The sequence below is a fragment of the Acidovorax sp. LjRoot66 genome, from assembly GCF_964253305.1.
Taxonomy (GTDB): domain Bacteria; phylum Pseudomonadota; class Gammaproteobacteria; order Burkholderiales; family Burkholderiaceae_C; genus Acidovorax.
The window spans coordinates 3,958,525-3,984,527 of the sequence record NZ_CAXUQU020000001.1; the positions used below are offsets into that span (position 1 = coordinate 3,958,525).

The window sequence follows — 26,003 nt, forward strand, 5'->3', positions numbered from 1 at the left end:
ATTGGGAGCCGCTGTCCGCAAGGGGCGATGCGGCGCGACTACGCCGCGCGCTTGACCAGCGCGGGCTCAGCGCGGTAGCGGGCGGCAAACAGCCGCTTGAGGTGCGCCACCTTGGGCAGGTCGTTGACCACGATGTAGGGGTGGCGCGGGTTCTCGGTCAGAAAATCCTGGTGGTAGGCCTCGGCCGCGAAGAAGCTCGGGCCGCTTTCGATGCGCGTGGCGATGGGTTTCTTGAACACCTTGAGCGCATCGAGCTGGGCGATGTAGGCGCGCGCCACCTTTTCCTGCTCGGGGCTGGCGGCAAAGATGGCCGAGCGGTACTGCGTGCCCGAATCCGGCCCCTGGCGGTTGAGCTGGGTCGGATCGTGCACCACCGAAAAGAAGATCTGCAGCAGGGCGCCGTAGCTCACCTGTGCGGGGTCGTAGCTGATCTCCACCGATTCGGCGTGCGCCGTGCGCCCGCTGCTCACCAGGCTGTAGGTGGCCGTGGCGGCCGAGCCGCCGCTGTAGCCCGACACGGCTTTCTGCACCCCCTGGACATGCTGGAACACGCCCTGCACGCCCCAGAAGCAGCCGCCTGCGAAGATGGCCTTTTCCACCTTGGCATTGCCGGCGGGCAGGTCCTGCGCGGGAGGCGGGATCACCACGGCCTCTTCGGCGGAGTGGGCCAGGTTCTGGAACAGCAGGGCGCCGCCGGCCAGCGTGGCGCCACCGGCCAGAAGCTGCAGCAGGCCGCGCCGGCTGGGAGTGGATGCCGTGGAAGGGGTCGTTTTCATGATGAGAGCGCCTTTATGGAAGGGGGTGGGAGTGTGATGCGGGTTCGCAGGAAATGTGCTCAACCGAAGGTAAAGGCGTAGGCGTCGACAGGGGCATCCAGGAATTCGATGCTGAAGGTGCGTTCGCGCACCTCGCCGCCCTGGCGCACCAGCTGGTACAGGCGCTGGTCGGTCACCGTGCCCGTGCCGTCGGCGGCCACGTCGATGCCACGCGCTTCGCCAGGGGCCTGGCCATCGACCGTGACCTTGAAGCGCACGGGCTTGCCGCCGGTGCCCGGCCCCAGCACCAGGTGCAGGTCCCGCGCCTGGAAGCGGTAGACGATGCGGCCGTTGCCGGCAGCCAGGGTGGCACGCTCGGCGCCCACCGTCCACTGGCCGGCCAGGCCCCAGGCATTGAGCGCCGGGCGGGCGGGGGCGGTATAGGTGGCCGCTCGCTCGCGCACCGCAGGCTCGGCCGAAGCGAAGTGCTCGGCCCGCTCATAGCCCAGGTAGGTTTCGTGCGAGCGCACCGTTCCCAGGTCGGCTGGCTGGTGCACGCCCTGGGCAGCCACCTGGGCCAGGCCGTCCTGGGCCGGTGCTGTGGAGCCGGCCTCGCGCAGCAGTTGCTGGATGGCGCGCTCCGACTCGGCATAGTTGCCCTCGCCGAAGTGGTGGTAGCGCATGCGGCCCTGGGCGTCGATCAGGTAGTGCGCGGGCCAGTAGCGGTTCTGGAAAGCGCGCCAAATGGCGTAGTTGTTATCGATGGCCACGGGGTGGGTGATGCCCAGGTCGCGCACGGCCTTGGCCACGTTGGCGGCGTCGCGCTCGAAGGCGAACTCGGGCGCATGCACACCCACCACCACCAGGCCCTGGTCCTTGTACTTCTCGGCCCAGGCCTTCACATAAGGCATGGCGCGCAGGCAGTTGATGCACGAATAGGTCCAGAAATCCACCAACACCACTTTGCCGCGCAGGCCGGCCGTGGTGAGCGCGGGCGAGTTGAGCCACTGCACGGCACCGTCGAGCGAGGGCACCTCGCCCTGGTCCGGCAAGCGCCCGGCCGCAGCGTTGCCGACAGCCATCATGGAAGGGCCGGCCCCTTCGGCGCCAGCGGCTGCCATCATGGCACCGCCGCCCTGCATCATCATCGATGGGCCGCCGCTCATGGCCATGGCGCCGCCCTGGGGTTCACCACCCAGCCGGTTCACCAGGGCCTGCTCGATGCCGCCGGTGGATGCGGTGGACAACCGGGCCAGCACGCCCGTGTCCAGCCCCAGCGCAATCGCCGCAACGCCGGCCAGCATGGCGGCGCCCAGGCCGCGTCGCACCCATTCGCCCACGCCCAGCGAGCGCTTGAGCGCGGCAAACACCCGGCCGCCGAGCAGCAAGGCCGCCGCCATCGACGTGGCCGCACCGGCCGCATAGGCCAGCAGCAGCAGGCTGGTGCCCACGCTCGCGCCCTGCAGGGCCGCGCCGGTCAGGATCAGGCCGAGCACCGGCCCGGCGCAGGGGGCCCACAGCAGGCCCGTGGCGACACCCAGCAGCAGCGATGCGCCCACGCGTGGCTTGCCGTCGCCCTGGGCTGACTGAGACAGGCGGTCACCGGCGGCGACCAGGGGGCGTGCCATGCGGTCGGCGAGGCCCGGCCACACCAGGGCCAGGCCGAACACCGCCACCAGCACCAGTGCTGCCCAGCGGCCATACTGGTTGGCGGCCACCACCCAGCCGCCGCCCACGGCGGCCAGCGTGGCCACGACCGCGAAGGTCAGCGCCATGCCGGCCAGCAAAGGCAGGCCGCTGCGCACGAACGGCTGGCTGGCGCGCGAGAAGACAAACGGCAGCACGGGCAGGATGCAGGGGCTGACGATGGTCAGCACCCCGCCCAGGTAGGCCAGAAGGATGAGCAGCATGGCGAAGGTCCTCAGGCAGCGCCGGCCGCGAACGTGAGCGACAGGCCATTCATGCAATAGCGCAGCCCGGTGGGCTGGGGCCCATCGTTGAACACATGGCCCAGGTGGCCGCCGCAGCGGCGGCAGTGCGCCTCGGTGCGCGCCATGCCCAGGGTGCGGTCCGTGCGCGTGGCCACGGCATTGTCCAGCGGCTTCCAGAAGCTGGGCCAGCCGGTGCCGCTGTCGAACTTGGTCTTCGACGAGAACAGTGGCAGGGCACAGCCCGCGCAGGCGAAGGTGCCGGCGCGCTGCTCCTTGTTGAGCGGGCTGCTGCCAGGGCGCTCGGTGTTTTCGTGGCGCAGCACGGCGTACTGCGCAGGCGTGAGCTTGGCGCGCCACTGGGCGTCGGTGAAGCTCACCTCGAAGACTTCGCTGGTGGCGGCTGCTGCCGGAGCGCGGCGCGGCGAGAACCAGGCGGCCAGGGCCAGTGCGCTGGCGGTGCCGGTGAACAGGAGTTGGCGGCGGGTGGTGGTCATGGGGTCCTCGGTCGGTAGATGGAACGAAGCTTAGGTTCGGCCCCATCGCGAAGTCCTCACGCAAACTTCAATAATTCGTGATAACTCGGCAGGCTGCGATTGCGCACAATGCTGGGCATCCCTCGCTTACCTGCCTTTTCATGTCCATACCCCCCTCCAAACGCGTGCTGCTGGTCGAAGACGATGCCCATATCGCCGACCTGCTGACCATGCACCTGCGCGACGAAGGGCTGCAGGTCGTGCATTGCGCGCGGGGCGACGACGGCCTGGAGCAGCTCACGCGCGGCGGCGACTGGGACGCGCTGGTGCTGGACCTGATGCTGCCCGGGGTGGATGGCCTGGAAATCTGCCGGCGCGCCCGCGCCATGCCGCGCTACGTGCCCATCATCATCATCAGCGCGCGGGCCAGCGAGGTGCACCGCATCCTGGGCCTGGAGATCGGTGCCGACGACTACCTTCCCAAGCCGTTCTCGGTGCTCGAACTCGTGGCCCGCGTGCGCGCCCTGCTGCGCCGGGCCGAGGCCATGGCCCAGAACGCGCGCCAGCAGGCGGGCAGCCTGTCGGTGGCCGGCCTGGCCATGGACCCGGTAGCGCGCGACGCGCGGCTCGCGGGCCAGCGGCTCGATCTGACGCCGCGCGAGTTCGACCTGCTGTACTTCTTCGCCCGCCAGCCGGGCAAGGTGTTCTCGCGCATGGACCTGCTCAATGCCGTGTGGGGCTACCAGCACGAGGGCTATGAGCACACGGTCAACACCCACATCAACCGCCTGCGAGCCAAGATCGAGGCCGACCCGGCCCAGCCGGCGCGCATCCTCACCGTATGGGGGCGCGGCTACAAGTTCGCCAGCCCTGAGGGCACGCCATGAGACTCACCCTGACGCAGCGGCTGTCGCTGGTTTTCGCCGTGCTGCTGCTGGTGTGCAGCGGCACCTCGGCCTGGATGCAGGTGCGCTCCAACCGCATGCACGAGCTGGAGGTGGTGCAGGGCCTCTCGCGCGACCTGGCCGAAAGCATTGCCCGCGACGCCCAGCTCACCGATGCGAATGGCCTGATGCCCGGCGCCGTGCGCAAGCTGTTCAGCCAGCTCATGGTGGTCAACCCGAGTGTGGAGGTGTACCTGCTCGAACCCGATGGCCGCATTGCCGGCCACGCCGCACCCGAGGGCCGGCTGCGCCGCGACCGCATCGATCTGGCGCCCGTGCGCCGCATGATCGATGGTGCGCCGCTGCCCATCCTGGCCGACGACCCGCGCAGCACCGATGGGCGCAAGGTGTTCAGCGCCGCGCCGCTGCGCGTGCATGGGCGCGACGTGGGCTTCATCTACGTGGTGCTGCTCGGTGAGGCGCACGACCTGGTGGCGGCGCAGGGCTCCACCAACGCGGTGCTGACCACGGCGCTGTGGTCCATCGCCATGGTGGCGCTGCTGTGCCTGGCGGCGGGCCTCGTGGCCTTCACCCTGATCACGCGGCCGCTGCGCCGCCTGACCGACACCGTGCGCCATTTCGACATGACCGGTGCGCCGCCGCCCATGCCGGCACCGGCGCCGGCCCCTGCAGACAGCCGCGACGAGATCGCCGTGCTCGGCGCCGCCTACCGCCAGATGGTGGCGCGCATCGGCGAGCAATGGCAGGTGCTCAGCCGCCAGGACCAGGAGCGCCGTGAGCTCATCGCCAATGTCTCGCACGACCTGCGCACGCCGCTGTCCTCGCTGCACGGCTACCTGGAGACCCTGTTGCTCAAGGACGCCACGCTGCAGCCGGCCGAGCGCCGGCGCTACCTGGGCATCGCCCTGGACCAGAGCCGCAAGGTGGGCGCGCTGGCGCAAAGCCTGTTCGAGCTGGCGCGGCTCGAATACGGCTTTGTCCAGCCAGAGGCGGAGCCCTTTGCCATGGCCGACCTGGTGCAGGACGTGTTCCAGAAGTTCGAGCTGGCAGCGCAGGAGCGCCAGGTGGCCCTGCAGGCGGACATCGCGCCGCAACTGCCACCGGTGCACGCCGACCTGGGCCTGGTCGAGCGGGTGCTGACGAACCTGCTGGACAACGCCCTGCGCCATACGCCGCCAGGCGGTACCGTGACGGTGGTGCTGGCGCGCGAGGGCGATGCCCTGGCCGTGCAGGTGCAGGACACCGGGCCGGGCATTGCTGCGGAGCTGCGCGAGGGTCTCTTCGAGCGCCCTTTCGCCGTCGGCGGATCGCGGCGCGGCGGAGGCCTGGGGCTGCGCATTGCGCACCGCATCCTGGCGCTGCATGGCAGCCGGATCGCATTGGTGGAAATGCAGACGCCCGGGGCGGCATTCCGGTTCACCTTGCCCTGGGCCGCCGGGCCAACCGGCAGGCCCCTGCACATCGAAGAGACAGATGTGGCCCCTCCAGCGCTGCCGCGCTAAGCGTTTTCACCTAGGGCCGGCCCTGTAGGACAACACCGCTAGCGGTCTGCGCAATGTAATTTTTTGCTACCGCCAACCGCCTGTCGGGTGTAAGAATGGGTCATCCTGACATAACAGGGTTTGGGGGGAGGCCCATTGCTGCTGCGCTCGAGCTTCGAATCGAAGGTTCTGGCGGCGTTCATCGCTGCCGCCGTAGTGGTGGCCGGCGTCACGGTGATGGGCTGGAAGCTGGCCGATGACGCCGAAGAGGCGACCCATTGGGTGGCCCACACGCACCAGGTGCTGGGCAACGTGGCCCATATCCGCGCCAACACCCTGCAGATCGAGCTGAGCACGCAGAGCTTTCGCATCACCGGAGACCCCGCGCACATCGCCGAGCGCGATGCCACGGCCGAGGCCCGCGAGGCCATGCTGTCGCAACTGCGCCAGCTCACCGCAGACAACCCGCTGCAGCAGGAGCGCTGGACCCTTTTGCGCCAGATGGTGGACGAGCGGCTGGCCATCTCCCGCCGGGTGGAAATGCTGCGCAAGACCCAGGGGCCTGAGGCCGCCAATGCCTATGTGGCCACGGCCCCCCTGCAGAAGACGCGCGACCGCATCCACGAGTTGCTGCGCGGCCTGGAGTTCGAAGAGGCCGCGCTGCTGCGTGAGCGCACCGAAGCGCAGCTGCATACCCGGCGCCTGCTGCTGCTGGCCAACGGGGTGGTGGCGCTGTTGCTGGTGGGGCTGCTGGGGGGCGCCTATGCGCTGATCAGGCGCCAGTTGGGCGAAACCCGCCAGACCCAGCGCGCCCTGGAAGACAGCGAGGAAAGCCTGGCCACCACCATGCACTCCATAGGCGATGCCGTGCTGGCCACCGACACCGAAGGCCGCATCACCCGGATGAACCCGGTGGCCGAGCAGTTGACCGGCTGGACTTTCGAGATGGCGCGCGGCCTGCCCATCGACGTGGTGTTCCGCATCATCAACGAGATCACCCGCGAGCCTGCGGTGGTGCCCGTGGCCCAGGTGCTGGCCACCGGCGTGGTGCATGAGCTGGCCAACCACACCACGCTGATCGCGCGCGATGGGCGCGAGTGCCCGATCGCGGACAGCGCCGCCCCCATACGCTCCAGCGACGCAGAGGTGGTGGGCGTCGTCCTGGTGTTCCGCGACGAGACCCTGGCGCGCCAGGCGCAGCGCACGATCGTGCAGCACAACGCGCTGCTGGAGCAGCGGGTACAGGAGCGCACCGCGCAGCTGCGCGCCAGCGAAGACCACCTGTTCAGCGTGATCAACAGCGTGCCGGCCGTGCTGGCCTACGTCAATGCCGAGCAGCGCTACGTGTATGTCAACGCGCAGCATAAGGCGCTCTATGCCCCGGGTCGCGAGGACGTGCCAGGGCACACGGTGCGCGAGATCCTCGGCGAGGAACGCTATGCCCAGGCCGCCCCGATGATCGAGCGGGTGCTGCAGGGAGAGCGCCAGAGCTACGACTGGCAGCCGTTTCCCGGCATGTGGCAATCCATCGACTGCATACCCAAGTGCGATGACAGCGGGCAGGTGCTGGGCTACTACGTGCTCGGTTCCGACATCACGGTGCGCAAGCACTCCGAGGAGAAGGTGCTGGCGCTCAACACCGCCCTCGAAGACCATGTGCTGCGGCTGGAGCACACCACCCGGGCCCTGAAGACCCTGAGTGCCGGCAACCGCACCATGCTGCGCGCCGTGGACGAGCAGGGCCTGCTCTCCAGCATGTGCGAGGCCATCGTCACGGCGGGCGGTTACGCCATGGCCATGGTGTGGTGCCACGCCGCCGATGGCACCGGCGGCCTTCTGGCGCCCGTGGCCGAAAGCACTGCCCCCCTGGCGCAGCCCTGGCTGCGCGCCCTGAATACCCGCTGGGAGGCGGGCGATACCGGCCAGGGCGTGCTGGGCGATGCCGTGCGTTCGGGTCTGGCCAGCGTGGGCCGGGGAGGGGAGCCGCCCGGCCCCGATGGCCCCGCCTGGCTGGCCGGCATGCCGGCGGCGGCCTCGGTACTGGCATGCCCGCTGCGGGTGGACGGCGTGGTGATCGGCGCCCTGGCGATCTACAGCAGCCGCCCGAGGATCTTCGAGCCCGACGAGATCACCTTCCTCGTCGAGTCGGCCGATGACCTGGCCTTTGGCGTGGCAACGCTGCGCCATCGCGGCGAGCAGGCCCGGGTGCAGGAGGCCATGCAGCAGATGCGCCGCTACGACACCCTCACCGGCCTGCCCAACGAGGCGCAGTTCACCGAAACCCTGGTGTCCGCCATCGACGCTGGCCAGCCGTTTGCGGTACTGCAGGCCAATGTGGAGCGGCTCAGCGAAATCAACGATGCCCTGGGTTTCTGCTACGGAGACCAGATCCTCAAGGAAGTCGGGGCCCGCCTCGTCCAGGCCGTTCCCGCTTCTGCCACGGTGGGACGGCTGCGCGGCGACGAGTTTGCCATCCTGCTGCCGCAGTGCGATGCGCAGGCCGCGGTGGCCATGGTACGCACCGTTGACGGCGTGCTGGCCCAGCCGTTTCCGATTGCCGACATCTCGATGGAAGTCTCCGTGACGGCCGGGGTGGCCCTGTTCCCCGCGCACGGAGAAACCCCGCACGACCTGTACCGCCACATGGACACGGCGGTGCACCAGGCCAAGAAGGCCGGGCTCGGGCATGTGGTGTTTGACCCGGCGCAGAGCCACCACCGCAACCAGGCGCACCACCTGCAAATGGCCGGTGAGCTCAGGCGCGCCATCGAGAACGGTGACCTGTCGCTGTACCTGCAGCCCAAGATCGACATGGCCGCAGGCCGGGTGTGCGGGGCCGAGGGCTTGGTGCGCTGGCGGCATGCAGAGCGCGGCCTGCTGATGCCGGGCGACTTCATCGGCCTGGCCGAACACACGGGGCTGATCAAACCGCTGACCGAGTGGGTGATCGAGGCCGCCTTGCGGCTCAACCACGGCTGGGCTGCCAGCGGGGCCGTGCTGCCCATCGCCGTGAACCTGTCCGCGCGCAACCTGCGTGACGACTCCCTGCTGCAGACCATCCGCCAGCTGCAGACCGCCTGGCCCCTGGCGCCGGGGCTGCTGGAGCTGGAGATCACCGAAACCACCGTCATGGAAGACCCCGAGCGTGCCCTGCGCGTGCTGCAGGCCCTGCGCGACCTGGGCATTGCGCTGTACATCGACGACTTCGGTACTGGCTACTCGTCGCTCAGCTACCTGCAGCAGCTGCCCGTGGAGTTCATCAAGATCGACCAGTCCTTCGTGTACAACATGTCGGTGAGCAAGGCATCGGCCGTGATCGTGCGTTCCACCATTGACTTGGCCCACGACCTGGGCCGCAAGGTGGTGGCCGAAGGCATCGAAACCCAGGCGCACTGGGATCAGCTGGCCGCCCTGGGCTGCGACATCGGACAGGGCTATTTTCTGGCACGGCCCATGCCGGCGCAGGACCTTCCGGGCTGGGTTGCAGGCTTTGTGGCGCCCGTGGCCCGTACCCAGCCAGAGACCATGTTCGTGATTTGATTCGTGCGCGCTGTAGCCCGTGTCCTACACCGTGTTGCGGCGCACAAGAAGCGCCAGTAGCCCCCTCCAAAAATAGCATGTAGCCATGGTCATGCAGGGCAGGGCCCTGGTGTACCGAATATGTGCCAATGGCGGGTCTGCGAATCTTCTTGCAGTGCGCGCCCACCCATTCTGGAGGGCCCCGCCATGACATCCCACCCATCGGAGTTTCCGCTCGGTCTGGAAGCCGCCCACAGCGCGCTGGCCATGCGGCGGCGCGAGGCCCAGGAAACCGTCATGCCATTCACGCGGGGACTGCGCGGGCACGCCAGCACCCATGAGCAGATCACCCGCGAAGAACTGGTGCGCAGGCTGGCCGAAATCAAGGGCTGTGCCTACAGCACCGACGAGCTGCCACAGCCCATCTGGCAGGGCCGCACCTACCTGGTGCCCAGCGACACGCTGGTGGGCATGGCCACCGCACACGCACTCGGCGTGCATGGGCAGGACGACCTGTTCGGCGGTGTCGTGCCGCAGGCCTTCATTGCCACCAAGGCCATCACCCATCCCCTGGTGTCGTTCGAGGCCGCCGCGCCGGAAGGCTGGAACCCCGAGTTCTCCCGGCTCGTTAAGCGCTCGGTGCTGCCCGGCTACACCGCGTTCTCTCGTGCGGATGCACTGCGCGCTGGCGAGGCGCTGTTCGCGCTTGGACCGCTGCGCGTCAAGCCGGTGGGTGAGACGGGTGGGCGGGGGCAGACCGTCGTCACCACCATGGAGGCCTTGGCCAACAGCCTGAACAGTTTGGGGGACAGCCTGCTGGAGAGGGACGGCGTGGTGCTGGAGCACAACCTGACCGAGGTGGAAACGCTGAGCATCGGTCAGGTGCGCGTGGCTGGGCTGCAGGCTTCGTACTACGGCTCGCAACGCCTCACACCTGACAACAGCGGGGCCCTGGTCTATGGCGGCTCGGACCTCACGGTGGTGCGGGGTGATTTCAATGCGCTGCTGGCCAGCACACCCTCGGGCCCGCTGCACGACGCGGTGACCCAGGCACTGGCCTATGACGAAGCGGTGCGCACCTGCTACCCGGGATTTTTCGCATCGCGCATCAACTACGACGTAGCCCAGGGCCTGAATGCGGCGGGCCAATGGTGCTCTGGGGTGCTGGAGCAGTCCTGGCGCGTGGGCGGGGCCAGCGGTGCCGAGGTGGCGGCGCTGGAGGCTTTCCACCAGGATCCGGGCCTGCGCAGGGTGCGGGCCAGTTGTGTCGAGAAGTTCGGTGCGCCCCAGCCCATTCCGGTCGGGGCCACGCTGTACTACCAGGGGGTCGACCCCGAGGCCGGGCCCCTGACCAAATACACCACGCTGGAGATCCATGACCACACGGCATAAGACGATCCACATCCCCGTGGCCGGCCGCAGCATAGAGGGCACCCTGGTGGCGCCCGATGTGCTGGTGCCCGGCGTGATGCTGGTGCACGGCTGGGACGGCAGCCAGACGCAGTACATCGAGCGGGCGCACCAGATTGCAGCCCTGGGCTGCATCTGCCTGACCTTCGATTTGCGCGGCCATGCCAACGACCGGGCCGAGCGCGAAACCGTGACCCGCGAGGACAGCCTGAACGACATGCTCGCGGCCTACGACCTGCTGGTGGGGCATCCGGCGGTGGACCCGACCTCGGTGCTGGTGGTCGGCACCAGCTACGGCGCCTATCTGGCCGCCGTGCTCAGCGCCCTGCGCCCGGTGCGCTGGATGGCGCTTCGGGCGCCGGCGCTGTACAAGGACGAGGACTGGATGGTCTCCAAGATCAAGCTCAACCGTGCGGAGGTGGCCGCCTACCGCAGCCGTGCCATCGCACCGCAGAGCAACCGGGCCCTGGCAGCCAGCGCGCAGTTCAAGGGGGATGTGTTGCTGGTCGAATCCGAGAACGACGATGTCGTGCCCCACCCGGTGCTGGAGAACTACCGGGCGGCCTTCCTGCAGACCCGCTCCATGACCTACCGGGTGATCGGTGGTGCAGACCACGCGCTGACCCGCCACGAATGGAAAGAGGACTACACCGGCATGCTGGTGCACTGGGTGCAGGAAATGCTCAACGGCGCCCGTAAAAAGGCCAGGCCCGTTACCGCCTCGCCACGCCAAGGAGACTTGCCGCCATGACCTGCTCCCTGTCGCTGGCCGCACGTGAATAGCTTCCCGCGTTTGCCGATTATTGGAATGTTCTCGCAACGCGCTGCCGAATGTATTTGCGAAATACGGTCATTGCAGAGGGAGGATGGCCCGCCGCCCCGTGGTTGTCCTACAGCCATGAATGGACGCCAGGTCCACCATGGATTCATCGATCACCCGCCGGTACGCTACATGGCCTCTTTGGCCATCGCATCTTCCCGAAGCTCCAGGACCTTGCGAATACCAATGGATCCACAGGATCCAGGGTGAATGTTCTGGTACGCAGAATATCCGGAGCCCACTGGTGTGAGGTGCCTTTATGTCCCGTTCCAACCCCATCGTCCCCGCCCATATCGATACCTCGGTGCTCGGCGAAGAAGACCCCGGCGCATCGCTGGAGATATTCCGCCACGAAGCGCTCAAGAACCGGGCCAGGAAGAACCAGCCCGCCCAGCCCGAAGCGAAAGCGCAAACGGGCCAGGAAGGCAAGCCCTACCTGACGATCAATTGCTCCAACAACGGCCGGTGTTTCACGATCCAGGTGCAATGGCAGCCATCGCAGCAACGTGAATTCACCGATCTTCTGGGTTTGGTGATCGCCGAGCATGCAGTGATCTCGGACGTGGCCTGGACCCACCACATGCAGACGGGAGAGGACCCAGTACAGCTTGAAATGGGCGCCACTGCCGATGGAAGGGCTGCCGTGCAGGTCAAGACACTTGGTCTGCCAGGCGCGCCGCTACCCAAACGCAAGGTGCTGCACGAGCCCTTTGTAGCCGCCAACGATCACCTGCCCATGGCCTGCCATTCCAAAGCGGGGCGTTGATAGTCGGGGTTCGTTACGACAAAGGCAGGCCTCACCGCGCCGCGGTTCCGGACGCCCACAGCGGTACTCCGCTTCCATCGTAGACAACCAGGTTGTTGTCATTTTGTACGGCCAGATGGGGCGTGCCGTACTGTCTCAGGTAGCTTTTGCTGTCGATTCCATAGGGAGGCAAGGAATCCCAGAACGTTCGGTCGCGCTTCTTCGCGTCAGCAGCCGAGTTCCACAGGGCATTTTCTACCATGTTGTAAACCACGAGGTTGCCATCGCCCTGGAAAACCGCGCATCGGGTCTCCTGGCGGTAGGTGCCCGCATTCCAGAGCGCTACCTGCGCATCTCTTCTCACCCGCTTGTACAGCACCAGGTTGCCGTCGCTCTGGTGAACCAGATACACCGACTTGTCTGGCGAGTAATAGCGTTTGTTTTCTATCAGCCTGGTGTTGGCCGGAATGATGCCTGGGGTGGCCTGCGGCCCTTTGGCGGGACGAGGGCACACTGCCTTGGCATTGGCGTTGGCTGTACCCGCCAGAATGCACAAGGCCACAAGACACTGGCCGGGTAGTTTGAGCGAAAAAGCTTTCAGCATTGCGCGTCCTTTTTTCCACGCCTGAAAAGAAAGCGCCCAGGCTGCGCAGGGGCAATTTACTGGAAAAGGTGGGCGCGCACCCGTTTTGAATGGGAACATGCTTGCAGCATGGGGTCTCCTCGTTTTCAGTGCAATAAGTGACGGTACGCAAAGCTAGCACTGGCGCGGGGGTGGTCTGGGTAGACCGTTGATTTCATTGACTTTCCTGTTCGCTTTGTAAACGGGTATGGTGGCCTCCCACTTTTGAGGTTCACGATGCAGGGTTGGCACACAACGTTTTTGGGGATGCGTGGGCTCCCCCGCGATATCAGCGACTTCGAGATGAAGGCATTTTTCACCTTCGATGGTGCCGAGCGCGACGCAATCAATGCACGCCGAGGTGATTCCCACAAGCTTGGTCTGGCGCTCCATATTGGTTTCCTGCGCATGAGTGGGCGTTTGCTCGGTGCCTTTCGGGTAATTCCAGTAGCCTTGTGGCGCCACCTTGGCAACGAGCTTGGCATTGCAGCACCAGAAGTCGCCTCGCTGAGAGCCATGTATGAACGCGGGCGCACGCTATTCGATCACCAACAAGTAGCCTGCACGGTCCTTGGATTCCAGTGGATGAGCGAGCACCAGCGCCGCTCACTGGTACGTGAACTGCGCGACGAAGTGGCGCGCTGCGCCGACCGCGATCAGCTACTCGTGCGGGCGCGTCAATGGCTGTACAAGAACAAGCTGGTGATCGTGCACGAGCGGGCAATTCGGACACTGATTGCGGCGGCACTTGCCCAGCTTGAAGTTGAAACAGGCACCGCCATCGCCGCCAGCGTTGATCCAGCAACACTTGATCGCTGGCGAGCCTCAGTTTCAGAGCTGCGCCCAGATGGACAAACCCAGCAGAGTTGGCTATGGGCTGCACCGGCGAAACACTCAACCCGCCAAATCAGCGAGGTACTGGAGCGCATCGACCTGCTTTACACGCTGGACGTTCATAAGCACCTGGCAGACATCCCCGATCTCATCTTGCGCCGCTACGCGCGCCGACTTGTCTCCAGGCCGCCCTCAGCCGGAGCCAAGATCAAAGAGCCAGCGCGCACCGTGGAGGTCGCATGCTTTCTTCGGTATTGCCTGTTCACCACCACAGACCAGTTGATCCTTATGGTGCAGCGCCGGATCGCCGATCTGTGGCGTCAGGCTGCCGCCGATGTCCCCGCTACCGTCAATTGGGCCGCAATGTACAAAACGCTGCTCGGCGAACTTGTTGCCTTGAGCGCGCAAGGTGCGGTGCCAGATGCTGAGTTGCGTGCCCGTCTTGAAGCCTTGATCACCGAAACCCAGAAACGCAAACCACCGAGCAGGGCCTCCCTGGTCCGCGAGGGATTGATTGATGGAATTCGCCCCGTGCGGTCGTTGCTCGTCGCCATTGCAAAGCTGCCCTGGCAGGCCACCGGCGAGCATCCTGCCATCGAGTACCTTGCCAAGCTGCAAGCTTTATATCTCAAAGGATCCAGAAAGCTGCCAGTTGAAGTGGTGGCACCAAGTCTGGGAATGATCTGGCAGGTTTCGATCTCCAGCCCAGACCGGGAACGGGCGTTTCAGGCGTTGGAGGTGGCCACCCTGTTTGCCCTGCGCCGCGCGGTGCGCAATGGCTCGGTCTGGATTGAGCACAGCCTGAGCTTTCGGGGTCGTGCGCGCTTGTTCTTCACGGACGAGCGTTGGCAGGCAGAGTCCAAGAAACACTATGCCCGTCTATCGTTACCCAGCAAGGCTGCCACTTTCTTGAAGCCTTTGCTGGCCAGAGTAACTGCCGGTGTCGATGCGGTGGCCGCTGCAGCCCGCAGTGGCGTACTGCGCGTGGATGATGAACTCCATTTGTCGCCATTGCCCGCAGAGGACGAAGACCCAGAAGTGACCAAGCTGCGCGCGGCTTTGGATCACCGCATCGGTGAGGTTCAATTGCCGGAAGTGATTCTGGCCGTTGACGCCCAGGTGCGCTTTAGCTGGATCATGCTCGGACGTGAGCCGCGCTCTACCGACGAGCTGCTGATGGTCTATGCCGGCATCATGGCCCACGGCACCAGTCTGACTGCGGTCGAATGCGCGCGCATGATTCCGCAATTGTCTGCCACCAGCATTCGCCAGGCCATGCGCTGGGCGCGGGACGAACGGCGTCTGAGCCAGGCCTGCCAGGCTGTGCTGGAATTCATGCAGCGACACCCGATTGCCGCCACCTGGGGGCGGTCCGATTTGGCATCTTCTGACATGATGAGCATGGAGACCACCAAACGGGTGTGGCAAGCCCGGCTTGATCCTCGGCGCAACACACCTTCCATTGGAATCTACTCCCATGTAAAAGACCGGTGGGGCATCTTCCATGCGCAGCCCTTTGTGCTCAATGAGCGCCAGGCGGGCGTGGCCATTGAAGGTGTCATCCGCCAAGAAAAGCTGGAGACCAGCCAGCTTGCTGTGGATACCCATGGCTACACCGACTTTGCCATGTCACATGCCCGTTTGCTTGGTTTTGATCTTTGCCCGCGGTTGAAGGAACTCAAACAGCGCCACCTCTTTGTGCCACGCGGCACCAAAGTGCCCGCAGAAATCGCTGCGGTGTGCGAAGCCAATGTCGACGTCGCTTTGATCGAAAAGCATTGGGATAGTCTGGTGCACCTGGCAGCCTCGGTCATGAGCGGACATGCCAGTGCGGTGGCAGCTCTTGCGCGGTTCGGTTCTGCCGCCCAGGGCGATCCAATCTATGAGGCTGGCGTGCAATTGGGGCGGTTGCTGCGTACGGCGTTTTTGGCTGACTACTTTGTCAAGGACGCTTTCAGGAACGAGTTGCGCCGGGTGCTCAATCGGGGCGAGGCTGTTAACGCCCTCAAGCGCGCCATTTATACCGGCCGGATCAGCCCGGCGCAGGCCAAACGTGTCGATGAAATGCAGGCTGTGGCCGATGCGTTGAGCCTGATGGCCAACATCGTGATGGCGTGGAATACCTCACAGATGCAGGCGGTCCTGGATCGCTGGTCGAACCGCCGCCAGGTCATTCCACCGGAACTGATCGAGAAGATTGCGCCCACCAGGCTGGAGAGCATCAACTTGCGGGGTGTGTTTCGCTTCCCGGTTGACCGCTATGCTGACCAAATCCTGCCTTCGCGGCCAAATGCATCGATAACTGGCACCAATGGATGAAACCGACCACGGTTTGACGCCACGAATCGCAGATTTGAAAGTGAACAGGAAAGTCAATGAAATCAACGATCTACCAACACCACCTCCGCGCCAGTGCTAGCTTTTCGTACCGTCACTTATTGCACTGAAAACGAGGAGACCCCCAGAACGGCGGCATTCCCGCCCATGGGTGCTTTCCCACCCCGACGCCGACCTCCTGGGCCGAGGACCATGTGGCGATCAGCGCCTTCAAGGGCATTGGCTTCGCACAGCAGTGGAGTCTGTGCGGCGGCCTGGGCAGCCGTTTCAAGATCGAGGAGTGGGACTACCCCGACATCGGCGTCTACTTCGGCGACTGCCCCTCGGCCGGCCACGACATGATCGCGCTCGACTACCGCGCCTGCGGGCCGTCCGGCGAGCCCTCTGTAGTACACGTCGACCAGGAAGATGACTACAGTATCACCCCGCTCGCGCCGGATTTCGAAACCTTCGTGCGCGGCCTCGTGCATGAATCCGAGTACGAGGACGACCCCGAGGACGTGAAGAATGACGCGCTGCTCCATGTGCGCAGCGCGCCTTTCAACACGCGGCTGCACAGGCTGTGCGAGCAGTGGCCCGATCCGCGCATGCCCGCAGCCATCCGCCGCCTGGCCGAGGCCATCGTGGAGGACAAGGGCTATTTCGCGCTGCATGCAGACGCGAACTCGCACCTGCTGTATGCCGCGCAGTTCCTGCTGCTGGGCCACAGCCGGCCGGTGCGGTCGATGGAGGGGTTCCTGCAGTCCTACCCCGGCGTCATCGCGATGGTGGGCAGCGCGCATTTTGGTACCGGTGGCTGGGCACCGGGCTTCGTGGAGGACTGGTTCCAGGCGCGCGTGGGCACCGGCGAGCTGGTGCAGACCGAGGGGCAGTGGCACTTCAGTGCGGATTTCCGGGCTGCGCTGCTGCGGCAACTCGTCGGTGGTCGCCAGGAGACCGCATGATGGGCCCCACGCGCACCACCCTGGCATTCGCCGCAATGCTGGCCTGCGTCTCCTTCCATTCTTGCGCCCAGGCCGAGCCAGCGGCCACCGTCCACGTCGCGGCCTGCGGGCTTGAATTCGACCTGCCGACCGGCTACAGGATCACGCGGCCCAAGCGCTCCGCAGATGAGCGCGATGGCCGCGCCTGTGCGTTCTACATCGCCAAGATCCGGCCCGAGCCTGTGCCGCGCGGCGAGTGCAAGGGCAAGGAGGAGGGCGGCCAGCCACCCTACAAGGTGTGCGACTGGATGGTCGATACCGGACCCGTGCCGCCCAGCGTGCAGGTGGCGCGCACACGGCCTGGGGGCACTGCGCTGCTGGATTCGTTCACGCTTGCAGAGGATGGCCGCTGGATGGTGCCGAACGCACAGGCCGGCGACCAGCCCGCGACAGCCGCCGACTTTTGCGGCAAGCCCGCATGGAAGGGCGAAACTGTCGTGCGCGTGTTCTGGGGGCGAACACGCACCAAGAACTACACCGAAATCTATGCCGGCTCGGGGGGCGCCGATGTCACGCTGGTGCCGCTCGCACCCGATCTCTTCGTGCAATTGCAAAACCCGCCCATCGACGACACGGGCGAGTTCTCGGCCTTCTGCGCCAGCCTGCGCCTGGGCGTTCGTGCGCAGGATCTTCCGTAGCGCTGGTCGTCGCCCGCATCAAGCCTGGGGGTCTTCTTCTTCCAGCAGCCTCGCCCCCTGGCTGGCGTCCGAAACCCGGAAATACCCCAGCAGGCTTGCCACGCTCCGATGGCCCGTCATGGCCATCGTGTCTGCCATGGGGACTTTCTGGGTGGCAGCCTCGGTCACGAAGCCGGAGCGAAGCGAATGCGCTGAAAACACATCGGGCAGCCCGGCCGCCCGGGCACGCTCCTGAACGATGTCGCGCACGGCGGCGGCCGACAGCGCCTCACCGAGCCTGCCGCCTTTTCGCACGCGCCTGAAAATGGCCCCTTCGGTGATGCCCGTGGCTGCCAACCATGCCTGCAAAGCCTCGCCCGCCATCCCCTGGATGGGTTTGTGGTTCTCCGGCCGGTCTGAACCGGTCTGGTTGGTCTTGGAGTGGGCGAGGGTGTAGATGAACGAGGCAGGACCGCTTTGCCGCAGGTGCCTGATTTGCGCCGACGCGACCTCCGAGCGCCGCCGACCGCCGCTGGCGAAGGCAAACAGGAGGAGGGCGCGATCGCGCAGCCCTTTGAGGGTGGTGGCATCGCAGGTCGCCAGGATCGCCATCAGCGGGTCCTTGGTCAGTGCATTCTTTTTCTGGGGCAAGGCTCCCCGCTTGGCGTAGGCGCGGCGCGTCTTCGACAGCAGCTCACGCACCTGGGCATCCTGGCAGGGGTTCTTCACGTCTCGCACCTGGTGGGCCTTGGACAGCACCGACACGCGGTGCACCAGTGTGCTGAGCGCCATGGGCCCCGGCTTGCCCTTGAAACCTGCTTTGACGAGCATCGCGTCGATGGCCTTCGGCAGCTCGTGGGCCAGCCCCTCGGCAGTCGTCCGTTGGGCATGGTCAACGATGAACTGAAGCACGGCGCTCGGCGGCAGCGGAAGCGTGATCGGCTGGCCATAGCGCACGTTGAACCAGGCGGCCCAGTAGCGCAGGGCAGATCGGTAGCTGGCCAGGGTGTTCGCAGACTCCCCCTCGCGCATCAGCTGATCGACGGCAAGCGCGGTCATATCCGAGAGCACGCCGGGCTCGAGCGCGGCATGCGTTTTGAGGGCTGGCAAGCGCATTCACGATCTTTCAGACCAAATTTTGCATTTATCGTACATATGATGTATTGTTTACTATCAATTTAGCTTTTTACCCACGATAAGCTTCTATTATCGTGGGTAATTTCAGGAGTGGAGTCGGGCGATGCAAGCGAAAAGTACGAGAGGCCCTCGCGGCGTTCAGATGGAAGATGTGTGGGCTGCTGCGGACGCAGTCCTCGCCCTGGGGGAGCGCCCGACCATCGAGCGGGTGCGCCAGCAACTGGGCCGCGGCTCGCCGAATACGGTGGGGCCCATGCTAGATGGGTGGTTTGGCTCGCTGGCCGGACGGCTGCAGGCGCCGGCAGACCACGCTGACTCAGCCAACGGGCCGGCAGATGCCGAGACCCCGCTGCCGGGGCCCGTCATCCGGGCGGCGAAGACTCTGTGGGGAAGGGCGCTGCAGCAGGCTGACGAAAGGGCTGCCGAGCAATTTGCACAAGCCCGCACCGCACTGGAGGCGCAAGCCGAATCACTGCACCATGCGCAGGAAGAGTTGGCACGGGAACAGCAACGCCTGGATGACCGCAATGAGGCCTATGCGGTGGCCATGCAGGCCCGGGATGCCCAGATCGCCGAACTGGCGCGCCAGGCCCAGGAACTGCAGCAGCAACTGCAGGCCAGCCAACAGCTGCTGGAAGCCACGCGTTCCGAGGGCGCGCAACTGCGGCAGGAGGCGGATGCACAGCGGCGGCGCCACGAGGCCAAGGATGCAGAACACCAGGCCGAGCGCTCGCGGCTCGAAGAGCGTGCCCAGGCCCAGGAGCGCAGGCTCAATGCCGAGGTCGACCGGGCCCGCCAGGAGTCCAAGCGGCTGGCGCTGCAGCTGGAGGCCGACGGCAAGAAGGCCGCCAAAGCCCTGGCCGATGCCATGGACAGGACCCGCGAGCTCGACACCCATGTGGGCGCGCTGCAGATCGACAAAGCGGGCCTGTCCCAGGAACTGCAATCCGCCCGCGACGAGGTGAAGGGTTTGCAGGCGAAATTCGATGAACGCAGCAATGACATGTTCGCACTGCTCAACGAACTGCGGGACCGGCTGCCGACGGGTGCCGCCGAGGGGGCGGCGCCACCACCACAAACTCGGGTCAGAAGGAAGAGAAGTTAGAACGGCCCTACACCCAGGGAGCCCTTGGGCGGCTGCTCAAATTCGCGCGAGCAGCTCCGCCTTCTTCGCTGCGAATTCCGCCTCGGTGAGGATGCCTTTGTCCTTGAGCGCAGACAGCTGCGCGATGGATTCGAAGATGGAAGCCTGCGCGCCATGGGACGCGCCGCCTGCGCGGGGCGCCTCACTGGCCGCAGCCATTGGGGCCTGCGCCAGACCACCCGTGCGGGCCAACGGCAGGGCCGAGAGGTTCACGGCTCCGTGCTGGCTGGTAAAGGTCAGCGCAGAGTTGCCACCATGCTGCTGGCCGAAGCCGCTGATCCGATGGTCCAGCGTGTCATAGAGCGACACGCCACCACCGGCATCCACCGCAAGGCGGCGTTGGTCAGCGAAGTACGCGTAGCGGGTGCTGTTCTGAGAGCCACTGCTGCTCGGCGTCCCCAATTCTGCCGGATACCACTGGGCCCGCGGATCGGAAACGAAAAACGCAGATGAATGGACGAACGCGGCCGCACCGTCACCCTGGGATTGCGCCTGAAAACTGCCCGTTTGCACGAGCCCAGCGGCCGTGGCGATGGCACTGGCCAATTCATTGGCCAACCCATCCACGCGCGCCTTCAGTTCGTTGTTGAACATGTCGCCGAGCATGACCATGCCGCCGCGCGCCCACTGGCCGCTGCCGCCGAACTCGGGATGCGAAAACTGCGCCATGGCGCCATTGCCTCGCTGCAGGGCCACCAGCAACTGCGTGACTGCCTCGGGGCTGAAACCCGTGCGCGAAGCCAGCCTGGAGACAAGTTGTTGACCTTGTTCGGTGAGTTCTGGTGCCATAGGGTTCTCGATGAGGATTCAACTGTCTACCTCAGCCAGTATAGAAGGGGCGAGTGGTGCAGGTTGTTTTCCCGTCTTTGGCAAGGTGCCGGTGCAGCCACCGTGTTTGGCCCGTATTTTATTTAACATAATATACATCGTATCTAGTCACAGATGTTTGCTCTCCACAGCCCATTTCTGTCTACGTTCTGCGTCTGCTGCGAGCTCCTTCGCCCTCACAATGCTCACTTCAGCCCCTGGCCCGGGCCGTCCAGGCTTCGCTGGGCCAGGTTCATCTGCTCCAGCGGCGCCGGGCGGCCAAACCAGTAGCCCTGGGCGCTGGCGCAGCCCAGTTGCAGCAGGCGCCGGGCCTGGGCCTCGGTCTCCACGCCCTCGGCCACGACCGTCACGCCAAAGCCCTTGGCCATGTGCAGCACGGCCGTGACGATGGCGGCATTCTGCGAAGACTCGACCAGGTCGCGCACGAAGGTCTGGTCAATCTTCAGGCAATCGAACGGCAAGCGGCTCAGGTACGCCAGCGATGAGTAGCCGGTGCCGAAGTCGTCGATGGCGATCTTCAGCCCCAGGGCGCGCAGGCGCGAGAGCTGCTGGTGCGTCACGGCGTCGCCTTCGATCAGCACGGATTCGGTGAGCTCCAGCGTCAGGTGCCTTGCAGGCAGGCCGCTGGCCTCCAGGGTGCGCTGCACCTGTTCGACGAAGTCCGACTGGATCAGCTGCCGGGCCGATACGTTGACGTGCAGGCCAAAGTCTTCGGGCAGGTATGGCAGCCGCTGCGCAATGTCCCGGGTGGCGCGCAGCATGACCCAGTCGCCCAGCGCCAGGATCAGATCGCTTTCCTCAGCCATGGCGATGAACACGCCGGGCGGCACCATGCCGCGCGTGGGGCTGCGCCAGCGCAGCAAGGCCTCGGCTCCGGTGACGCGGCCCGTGGCAAGGTCGATCACCGGCTGGTAGTGCACGAGGAACTGGTCCTTGTCCAGCGCCTGCCGCAGTTCGGAGGCCAGCCGGGTGCGCTCCATCGCCTGGTCTGCCATACCGGGTTCAAACACCATCCACTGGCTCTGGCCATGGCGCTTGGCCTCACCCAGGGCGATGCTGCCGTTGCGCAGCCATTCCGACAGTCCTTCGCCACGCAGGTGCCCCGCCACCAGCCCCACCGAGGCGTACACCATGACCTCGTCGGCCCCGGCCGAGAACGGTGTGGCAAACAGGCCCAGCACGGCTTTGCCGAAGCGCTCTGCGGACTGGTCCCCCTCTTCCTCCACCAGGCTCAGAAGGGCGAACTCGTCCCCGCCCACGCGGGCCAGCAGCACCGGCGCGGGAAAATGCCCCCGCAGCCGGTTGGCGACTGCCTGCAGCAGCCGGTCACCCGTGCCGTAGCCCACGCTATCGTTGATGGCGCGGAAGGCATTCAGCCCCACGAGGCTGAGCACGGCGCGTTTGGGTTCCGCCCACTGGACCTGTTCCAGCAAGCCCCGGCGCGTGAGCAACAGCGTGAGGCTGTCGTGGGTGAGCAGTTCCTGCATCTGCTGGAACGAGCGCTGCAGCCGGTGGGCCATCTCATTGAAGGCGAGCACGAGGACCGTGGTCTCCCGCAGGGGGCTGCTGTCAGCGATGTCCGTGTCCCAGTCGCCACGCGCGATCCGGTTGGCGGCCTCTGCCGTCCTGAGAATCGGCCGCGCCGCCCACTGAATCACCCACAGGCCCAGCAGCAGGCCAATGATGGCGATGGCGCCGGCGGCCAGCAGCGCCCCCTGGCCTGCACTGCGCGAATCTCCGAGCAGCTCGGACTCGGGCAGCAGCACCACGATGCGCCAGTCGATGCCACGGGGGTCTGCGTAGGATGTGACGCGGCCGAAGTAGCGTGCGTCCAGGTGCTGGAAGTGAAAGCTCCCGCCAGCCGCCGCGGGCACATCGCGCAAATAGCCCTCGGCCGTGCGGATCTGGGCACTCGTGCTTTCCGAGATGCGCAGGCGCTCGCGCTGGCCTGCGGCATTGCGGCGGTCGCTGAGCACGGAACCCGGTTCCGAATGGGCCACGATCAGGCCCTGCGCATCGACGATGAAGATCTGCCCCTGCCCGCGCAGCGGCTCCTCGCGCAGAAAGCGGTTCAGGCTGTCCAGCCGCACGTCGGCTTCCATCACACCCAGCAGGCTGCCATCGGCCACCACGGGCGTCGCGGCCGAGATGGTGATGTCGCCCCGCTCGCCCGCCGTGGTGTAGATCGGAGACCAGCGCGACTGGCCCGACCCCGCCACCGGTGCATACCAGGGCCGCACACGCGGGTCATAGTTGGGAAAGGCCGCCGCCACCTTGCGCAGCGTATCGTCCTCGTACACATTCATCATGCCGTTCGTCGTGGCATCCTTGAGGATCAGGCGAAACCCCTCACCGGGCTCCCGGCGGATGCCGGTGTACTCCCCCGCCCTGCTCCCGAAGCTCAGCAGGCTGATCTGCTGCTGCCCGGCATAGAGGTCGGAGAAGACGCCCCGCAGATGGGTGTAGACGGGGCGCAGGTTCCCCTCCTGGTACAGGCCATGGCGGCTTATCGCGTCAGCCACCGTGCTCTGGATCAGGAACGGGGTTTCCAGAAACTCCGCCAGGCGCGCACGCGAGTTGCTGGTGAGGGCCTCCAGCACGCGCACACTCTCCTGGTCGATCAGCTGGCTGATCTGCCGGTGCTGCGTGACCGCCTGCAGGACGACCGTGGCCGCGAACAGTGCAGCAAAAGGCACCGCAATGGCAGTCCGCAGAGACAACTGGAAGGCACGCATCCTCAATGGCTCCGGTTACGTTGCAGCGGCATGCAACACGCGTGCCTGCGATCGTGATGCCATGGCGTAGCGGCCTTTCACAAGAGGTTTTTCATCCCGGCACGGGCGGGTGAGACGCTGTGCCGTGGTGCCCTTCGAGCACCTGCGCCAGCGGCACGGGGTAGCCGACGGCGTAGCCCTGGGCGTAGTGCACGCCAATGTCCTGCAGTATGGCCACCAGGGCTTGGCTCTCGACAAACTCGGCCACGGTGCGCTTGCCCATCAGGCAGCCGATCTCGTGGATCGATTTGACCATGGCCAGGCTCACCGGGTCGCGGTCGATGTCCCTGACGAACTGGCCGTCGATCTTGAGCACATCCACCGGCAGGTTGCGCAGGTAGGCAAACGAGGACAGGCCGCTGCCAAAATCATCGAGCGAGATCTTGCAGCCGCGCCTGCGCAGGGTCTCGATGAAGTGGCTGGCCGTCTGCAGATTGCTGATGGCCGCCGTCTCGGTGATCTCAAAGCACAGCTTGGAGCACGGCACCTCGGGGTTCTCCAGAGCCTGCAGCACAAAGGCCGTGAAGGCCGCATCCCCCAGCGACTGGCCCGACAGGTTGATCGAGCACTGCCCGATGCGGCTTTGCTGCGCGACCACCCAGCGTAGCGCATGGGTGACGACCCAGCGGTCCACCCGGGCGGCCAGGTGGTAGCGCTCGGCGGCCGGCATGAACAGCCCTGGCAGCACCAGCTCACCCTGTTCGGTGCGGATGCGCAGCAGGATTTCGCAGTGCAATCCCTCTGAAACACCGCCCTGCAGCGGCACGATGGGCTGCGCGAACAGCTCGAAATGGTCGTGCGCCAGGGCATGCTCGATGCGGCTCACCCACTCCATCACGCCATAGCGCTGTGCCAGCGCCGGGTCATCGATGGCGTACACGTGGATGCGGCTGCGCCCTGCGTCCTTGGCCACGTAGCAGGCGCTGTCTGCGGCCTGCAGCAGGGCACCCACGCTTTCGGTCTGCGCGTCCAGCGCCACCATGCCGATGCTGACGCCGACGCCAAAGCGCTGCTCCAGCCACACGAAATGGTAGCCTGCCAGGCGCTGCTGCAGCCGCTCGGCCACCTGCAGGGCGGCTGCCACGCTGTGCCCGGCCAGCAGGATGCCGAATTCATCCCCGCCGATGCGGCACAGCAGATCGCCCTCGGCCAGCAGGCCGGCAAACAGCTGGGCGATCTCGCGCAGCATGGCATCGCCTGCCGCGTGGCCGCAGGTGTCGTTCACGACCTTGAACTCGTCCAGATCCAGGTAGCACACCACATGCTGCAGCGCATGGCCGCGCGTGCGCTCCACGGCAAGGGCCAGGGCCTGCTCGAACGCGCGCCGGTTGCCCAGCCCCGTGAGCTCGTCGTGGGTCGCCTGGTAGGCCATCTCGCGGCTCAGGCGGCGCTGCTCGGTCACATCGCGAAACACCAGCACCGCGCCCTGCACTTCGCCATCCGCGTCCTTGATGGGCGACACCGTCGCCTCCACCAGCACCCGGCCACCATGCAGGGTCTGCAAATGCAGTTCCGGATGGCGCTGGGCCTGCGCTGTCGCAATGGTGCTGGCCACCATGTCGGGCGCCGGCTGCGTCGATCCATCCGCAGCGAGCAGACGGAACACCTCGCCGTAGGGCTTGCCCACGGCGGCGGTCAGGCTCCAGCCCGTCAGCGCCTCTGCCGCCGGGTTGATATAGAGCAGGTGCCCCTGTGCATTGGTCGAGATCACCGCATCGCCAATCGAGTGCAGCGTGACCTGCAGGCGCTCCTTCTCATGGTAGAGCGCGTCTTCGGCTTCCTTGCGGGCCTGCATGAAGCGCACGCGGTCCATGGCCACCGCCACATGGGCCGCCATGGCCTGCATGAAGTCGATGTGCCAGGGCAAGGGCGGGCGCACGCCTTCCGCATCGCCATAGGTGCCCATGCCCACGGCACCGAGCCGCTGCTCCGCCATGATCAGCGGCACATTGATGATGGTGCGATTGTCCAGCGCCGCCACGATCTCCTTGTTGGTGCGCGGGTCGGTGCGCGCGTCGACCACCACCACCACATGGTCCGCAGCAATGATCTCCTGGACCATGCTGTCGCCTGCGATGGGGATTTCCGTGGTGTCGATGGCCCGGGCGAGGGCCGGGTCGTTGATCTGGCTCGAATGCAGCAGGATCGATACGAATCCCGGCTTCAGCCCGTACACGCCCAGCCAGCAATGGGGGTAGCCCAGCACCTGCTCCGCCACCGGATACACCGCATCCAGGATATCGGGCAGGCTCCACGCCCGCTCCAGGCGCTTGCACAGCTGCAGCAAGGCCTTGGTGTGCGAAGGCGCTTCGGTCGTGGTGGCCGTCAGGTCGCTCATGACCGCAGTGTATCCAAGGGTTTCAATAAAACCCCGCGTGCCGGGCAGTTTGTTGATGATTGTTTACACCCATGGGACGGGAATTCGCGCTGTGATAGCTTGTGCCCCATGGAGTATGTCGATTTTGTGGTGTCCTGGCTGGGCGGCAACCCCAGGATGGTGACCGCCTGGGCCGTGGTGCTCATGCTGGCGCTTGCCTGGCTGTGGCGCGGCCACCGGGCCAACAAGGAGCGCGCCCGCTTCAAGCCGCTGCCGCGCAGCCGCGCGAAACAGGCCGCCACCAAGGGGGTCAGCGCAGTCGTCACCCCCAAGGCCCAGCGGCGCGTGCGACCACGCCGGTAAGCCAGTGC

Annotated in this window: 19 protein-coding genes; 11 read left to right on the plus strand and 8 right to left on the minus strand. The window is 66.0% G+C overall.

Annotation, left to right across the window (positions count from 1 at the left end):
• Window positions 1-38 precede the first annotated feature (38 nt).
• The 3 genes from msrA to msrB are packed head-to-tail and all read right to left on the minus strand — an operon-like array spanning window position 39 to window position 3,180.
• Window positions 39-776 carry a peptide-methionine (S)-S-oxide reductase MsrA gene (gene msrA / locus ACSQ3Y_RS18645; RefSeq protein WP_057267525.1) on the minus strand — a complete coding sequence of 246 codons (738 nt, stop codon included), beginning with the start codon at window positions 774-776 and terminating at the stop codon, window positions 39-41.
• A gap of 59 nt (window positions 777-835) precedes the next feature.
• Complete coding sequence (locus tag ACSQ3Y_RS18650) at window positions 836-2,665, minus strand: cytochrome c biogenesis protein DipZ (protein ID WP_436178425.1); 1,830 nt, start codon at window positions 2,663-2,665, stop codon at window positions 836-838.
• Between the two features lie 11 nt (window positions 2,666-2,676).
• Window positions 2,677-3,180, minus strand: a complete 504-nt coding sequence (msrB, locus tag ACSQ3Y_RS18655; protein ID WP_436178426.1) for a peptide-methionine (R)-S-oxide reductase MsrB — start codon at window positions 3,178-3,180, stop codon at window positions 2,677-2,679.
• A 140-nt stretch (window positions 3,181-3,320) separates the two neighbouring features.
• Here msrB and ACSQ3Y_RS18660 point away from each other — a divergent pair, with 140 nt between their 5' ends.
• The 6 genes from ACSQ3Y_RS18660 to ACSQ3Y_RS18685 all read left to right on the plus strand — a co-directional run bounded on the left by ACSQ3Y_RS18660 (window position 3,321) and on the right by ACSQ3Y_RS18685 (window position 12,060).
• Complete coding sequence (locus ACSQ3Y_RS18660; protein ID WP_436178427.1) at window positions 3,321-4,046, plus strand: response regulator transcription factor; 726 nt, start codon at window positions 3,321-3,323, stop codon at window positions 4,044-4,046.
• Window positions 4,043-5,566: an ATP-binding protein gene (locus ACSQ3Y_RS18665; protein WP_436178428.1), complete on the plus strand. Its 1,524-nt coding sequence runs from the start codon at window positions 4,043-4,045 to the stop codon at window positions 5,564-5,566. The genes ACSQ3Y_RS18660 and ACSQ3Y_RS18665 overlap by 4 nt, the downstream gene beginning before the upstream one ends.
• Window positions 5,567-5,701: 135 nt before the next feature.
• The gene (locus tag ACSQ3Y_RS18670; protein WP_436178429.1) at window positions 5,702-9,085 is read left to right on the plus strand and encodes an EAL domain-containing protein; all 3,384 of its coding nucleotides are present in this window, start codon (window positions 5,702-5,704) and stop codon (window positions 9,083-9,085) included.
• A 186-nt stretch (window positions 9,086-9,271) separates the two neighbouring features.
• Window positions 9,272-10,456, plus strand: coding sequence for a DUF3182 family protein (locus ACSQ3Y_RS18675; protein ID WP_436178430.1), 1,185 nt, complete (start codon window positions 9,272-9,274; stop codon window positions 10,454-10,456).
• A complete protein-coding gene (locus ACSQ3Y_RS18680; RefSeq protein WP_436178431.1) occupies window positions 10,440-11,225 on the plus strand; it encodes an alpha/beta hydrolase family protein in 786 nt (261 codons plus the stop codon). The genes ACSQ3Y_RS18675 and ACSQ3Y_RS18680 overlap by 17 nt, the downstream gene beginning before the upstream one ends.
• 328 nt (window positions 11,226-11,553) lie before the next feature.
• The gene (locus ACSQ3Y_RS18685; RefSeq protein WP_057267532.1) at window positions 11,554-12,060 is read left to right on the plus strand and encodes a hypothetical protein; all 507 of its coding nucleotides are present in this window, start codon (window positions 11,554-11,556) and stop codon (window positions 12,058-12,060) included.
• Between the two features lie 31 nt (window positions 12,061-12,091).
• On the opposite strand, the gene ACSQ3Y_RS18690 is transcribed toward ACSQ3Y_RS18685, so the two are convergent.
• Window positions 12,092-12,742, minus strand: a complete 651-nt coding sequence (locus ACSQ3Y_RS18690; protein WP_436178432.1) for a hypothetical protein — start codon at window positions 12,740-12,742, stop codon at window positions 12,092-12,094.
• A 156-nt stretch (window positions 12,743-12,898) separates the two neighbouring features.
• On the opposite strand from ACSQ3Y_RS18690, the gene ACSQ3Y_RS18695 reads away from it, so the two are divergent.
• From ACSQ3Y_RS18695 to ACSQ3Y_RS18705, 3 genes are all read left to right on the plus strand, one after another.
• Entirely contained in the window at window positions 12,899-15,814 is a 2,916-nt protein-coding gene (locus ACSQ3Y_RS18695) for a Tn3-like element IS1071 family transposase (RefSeq protein WP_015061186.1), read from the plus strand.
• Window positions 15,815-15,969: 155 nt separating this feature from the next.
• Window positions 15,970-16,776 carry an SMI1/KNR4 family protein gene (locus ACSQ3Y_RS18700; RefSeq protein ID WP_436180138.1) on the plus strand — a complete coding sequence of 269 codons (807 nt, stop codon included), beginning with the start codon at window positions 15,970-15,972 and terminating at the stop codon, window positions 16,774-16,776.
• Window positions 16,773-17,453: a hypothetical protein gene (locus ACSQ3Y_RS18705; protein ID WP_436178433.1), complete on the plus strand. Its 681-nt coding sequence runs from the start codon at window positions 16,773-16,775 to the stop codon at window positions 17,451-17,453. The genes ACSQ3Y_RS18700 and ACSQ3Y_RS18705 overlap by 4 nt, the downstream gene beginning before the upstream one ends.
• A gap of 18 nt (window positions 17,454-17,471) precedes the next feature.
• Here the strand turns inward: ACSQ3Y_RS18705 and ACSQ3Y_RS18710 are convergent, their stop codons facing one another.
• Window positions 17,472-18,548 carry a site-specific integrase gene (locus tag ACSQ3Y_RS18710; RefSeq protein ID WP_436178434.1) on the minus strand — a complete coding sequence of 359 codons (1,077 nt, stop codon included), beginning with the start codon at window positions 18,546-18,548 and terminating at the stop codon, window positions 17,472-17,474.
• 163 nt (window positions 18,549-18,711) lie between these two features.
• Between ACSQ3Y_RS18710 and ACSQ3Y_RS18715 the strand changes: the two genes are divergently transcribed.
• Window positions 18,712-19,674, plus strand: a complete 963-nt coding sequence (locus tag ACSQ3Y_RS18715) for a DNA-binding protein (protein ID WP_436178435.1) — start codon at window positions 18,712-18,714, stop codon at window positions 19,672-19,674.
• A 36-nt stretch (window positions 19,675-19,710) separates the two neighbouring features.
• On the opposite strand, the gene ACSQ3Y_RS18720 is transcribed toward ACSQ3Y_RS18715, so the two are convergent.
• The 3 genes from ACSQ3Y_RS18720 to ACSQ3Y_RS18730 form a co-directional block, all read right to left on the minus strand.
• On the minus strand, window positions 19,711-20,502 hold the full coding sequence (locus tag ACSQ3Y_RS18720; RefSeq protein ID WP_436178436.1) for an SHOCT domain-containing protein: 792 nt from the start codon (window positions 20,500-20,502) through the stop codon (window positions 19,711-19,713).
• Between the two features lie 224 nt (window positions 20,503-20,726).
• Entirely contained in the window at window positions 20,727-23,237 is a 2,511-nt protein-coding gene (locus tag ACSQ3Y_RS18725) for a bifunctional diguanylate cyclase/phosphodiesterase (protein ID WP_436178437.1), read from the minus strand.
• Between the two features lie 130 nt (window positions 23,238-23,367).
• On the minus strand, window positions 23,368-25,653 hold the full coding sequence (locus tag ACSQ3Y_RS18730) for an EAL domain-containing protein (protein ID WP_436178438.1): 2,286 nt from the start codon (window positions 25,651-25,653) through the stop codon (window positions 23,368-23,370).
• Window positions 25,654-25,761: 108 nt separating this feature from the next.
• Here ACSQ3Y_RS18730 and ACSQ3Y_RS18735 point away from each other — a divergent pair, with 108 nt between their 5' ends.
• Window positions 25,762-25,995, plus strand: coding sequence for a hypothetical protein (locus ACSQ3Y_RS18735; protein WP_436178439.1), 234 nt, complete (start codon window positions 25,762-25,764; stop codon window positions 25,993-25,995).
• Window positions 25,996-26,003: the final 8 nt, after the last annotated feature.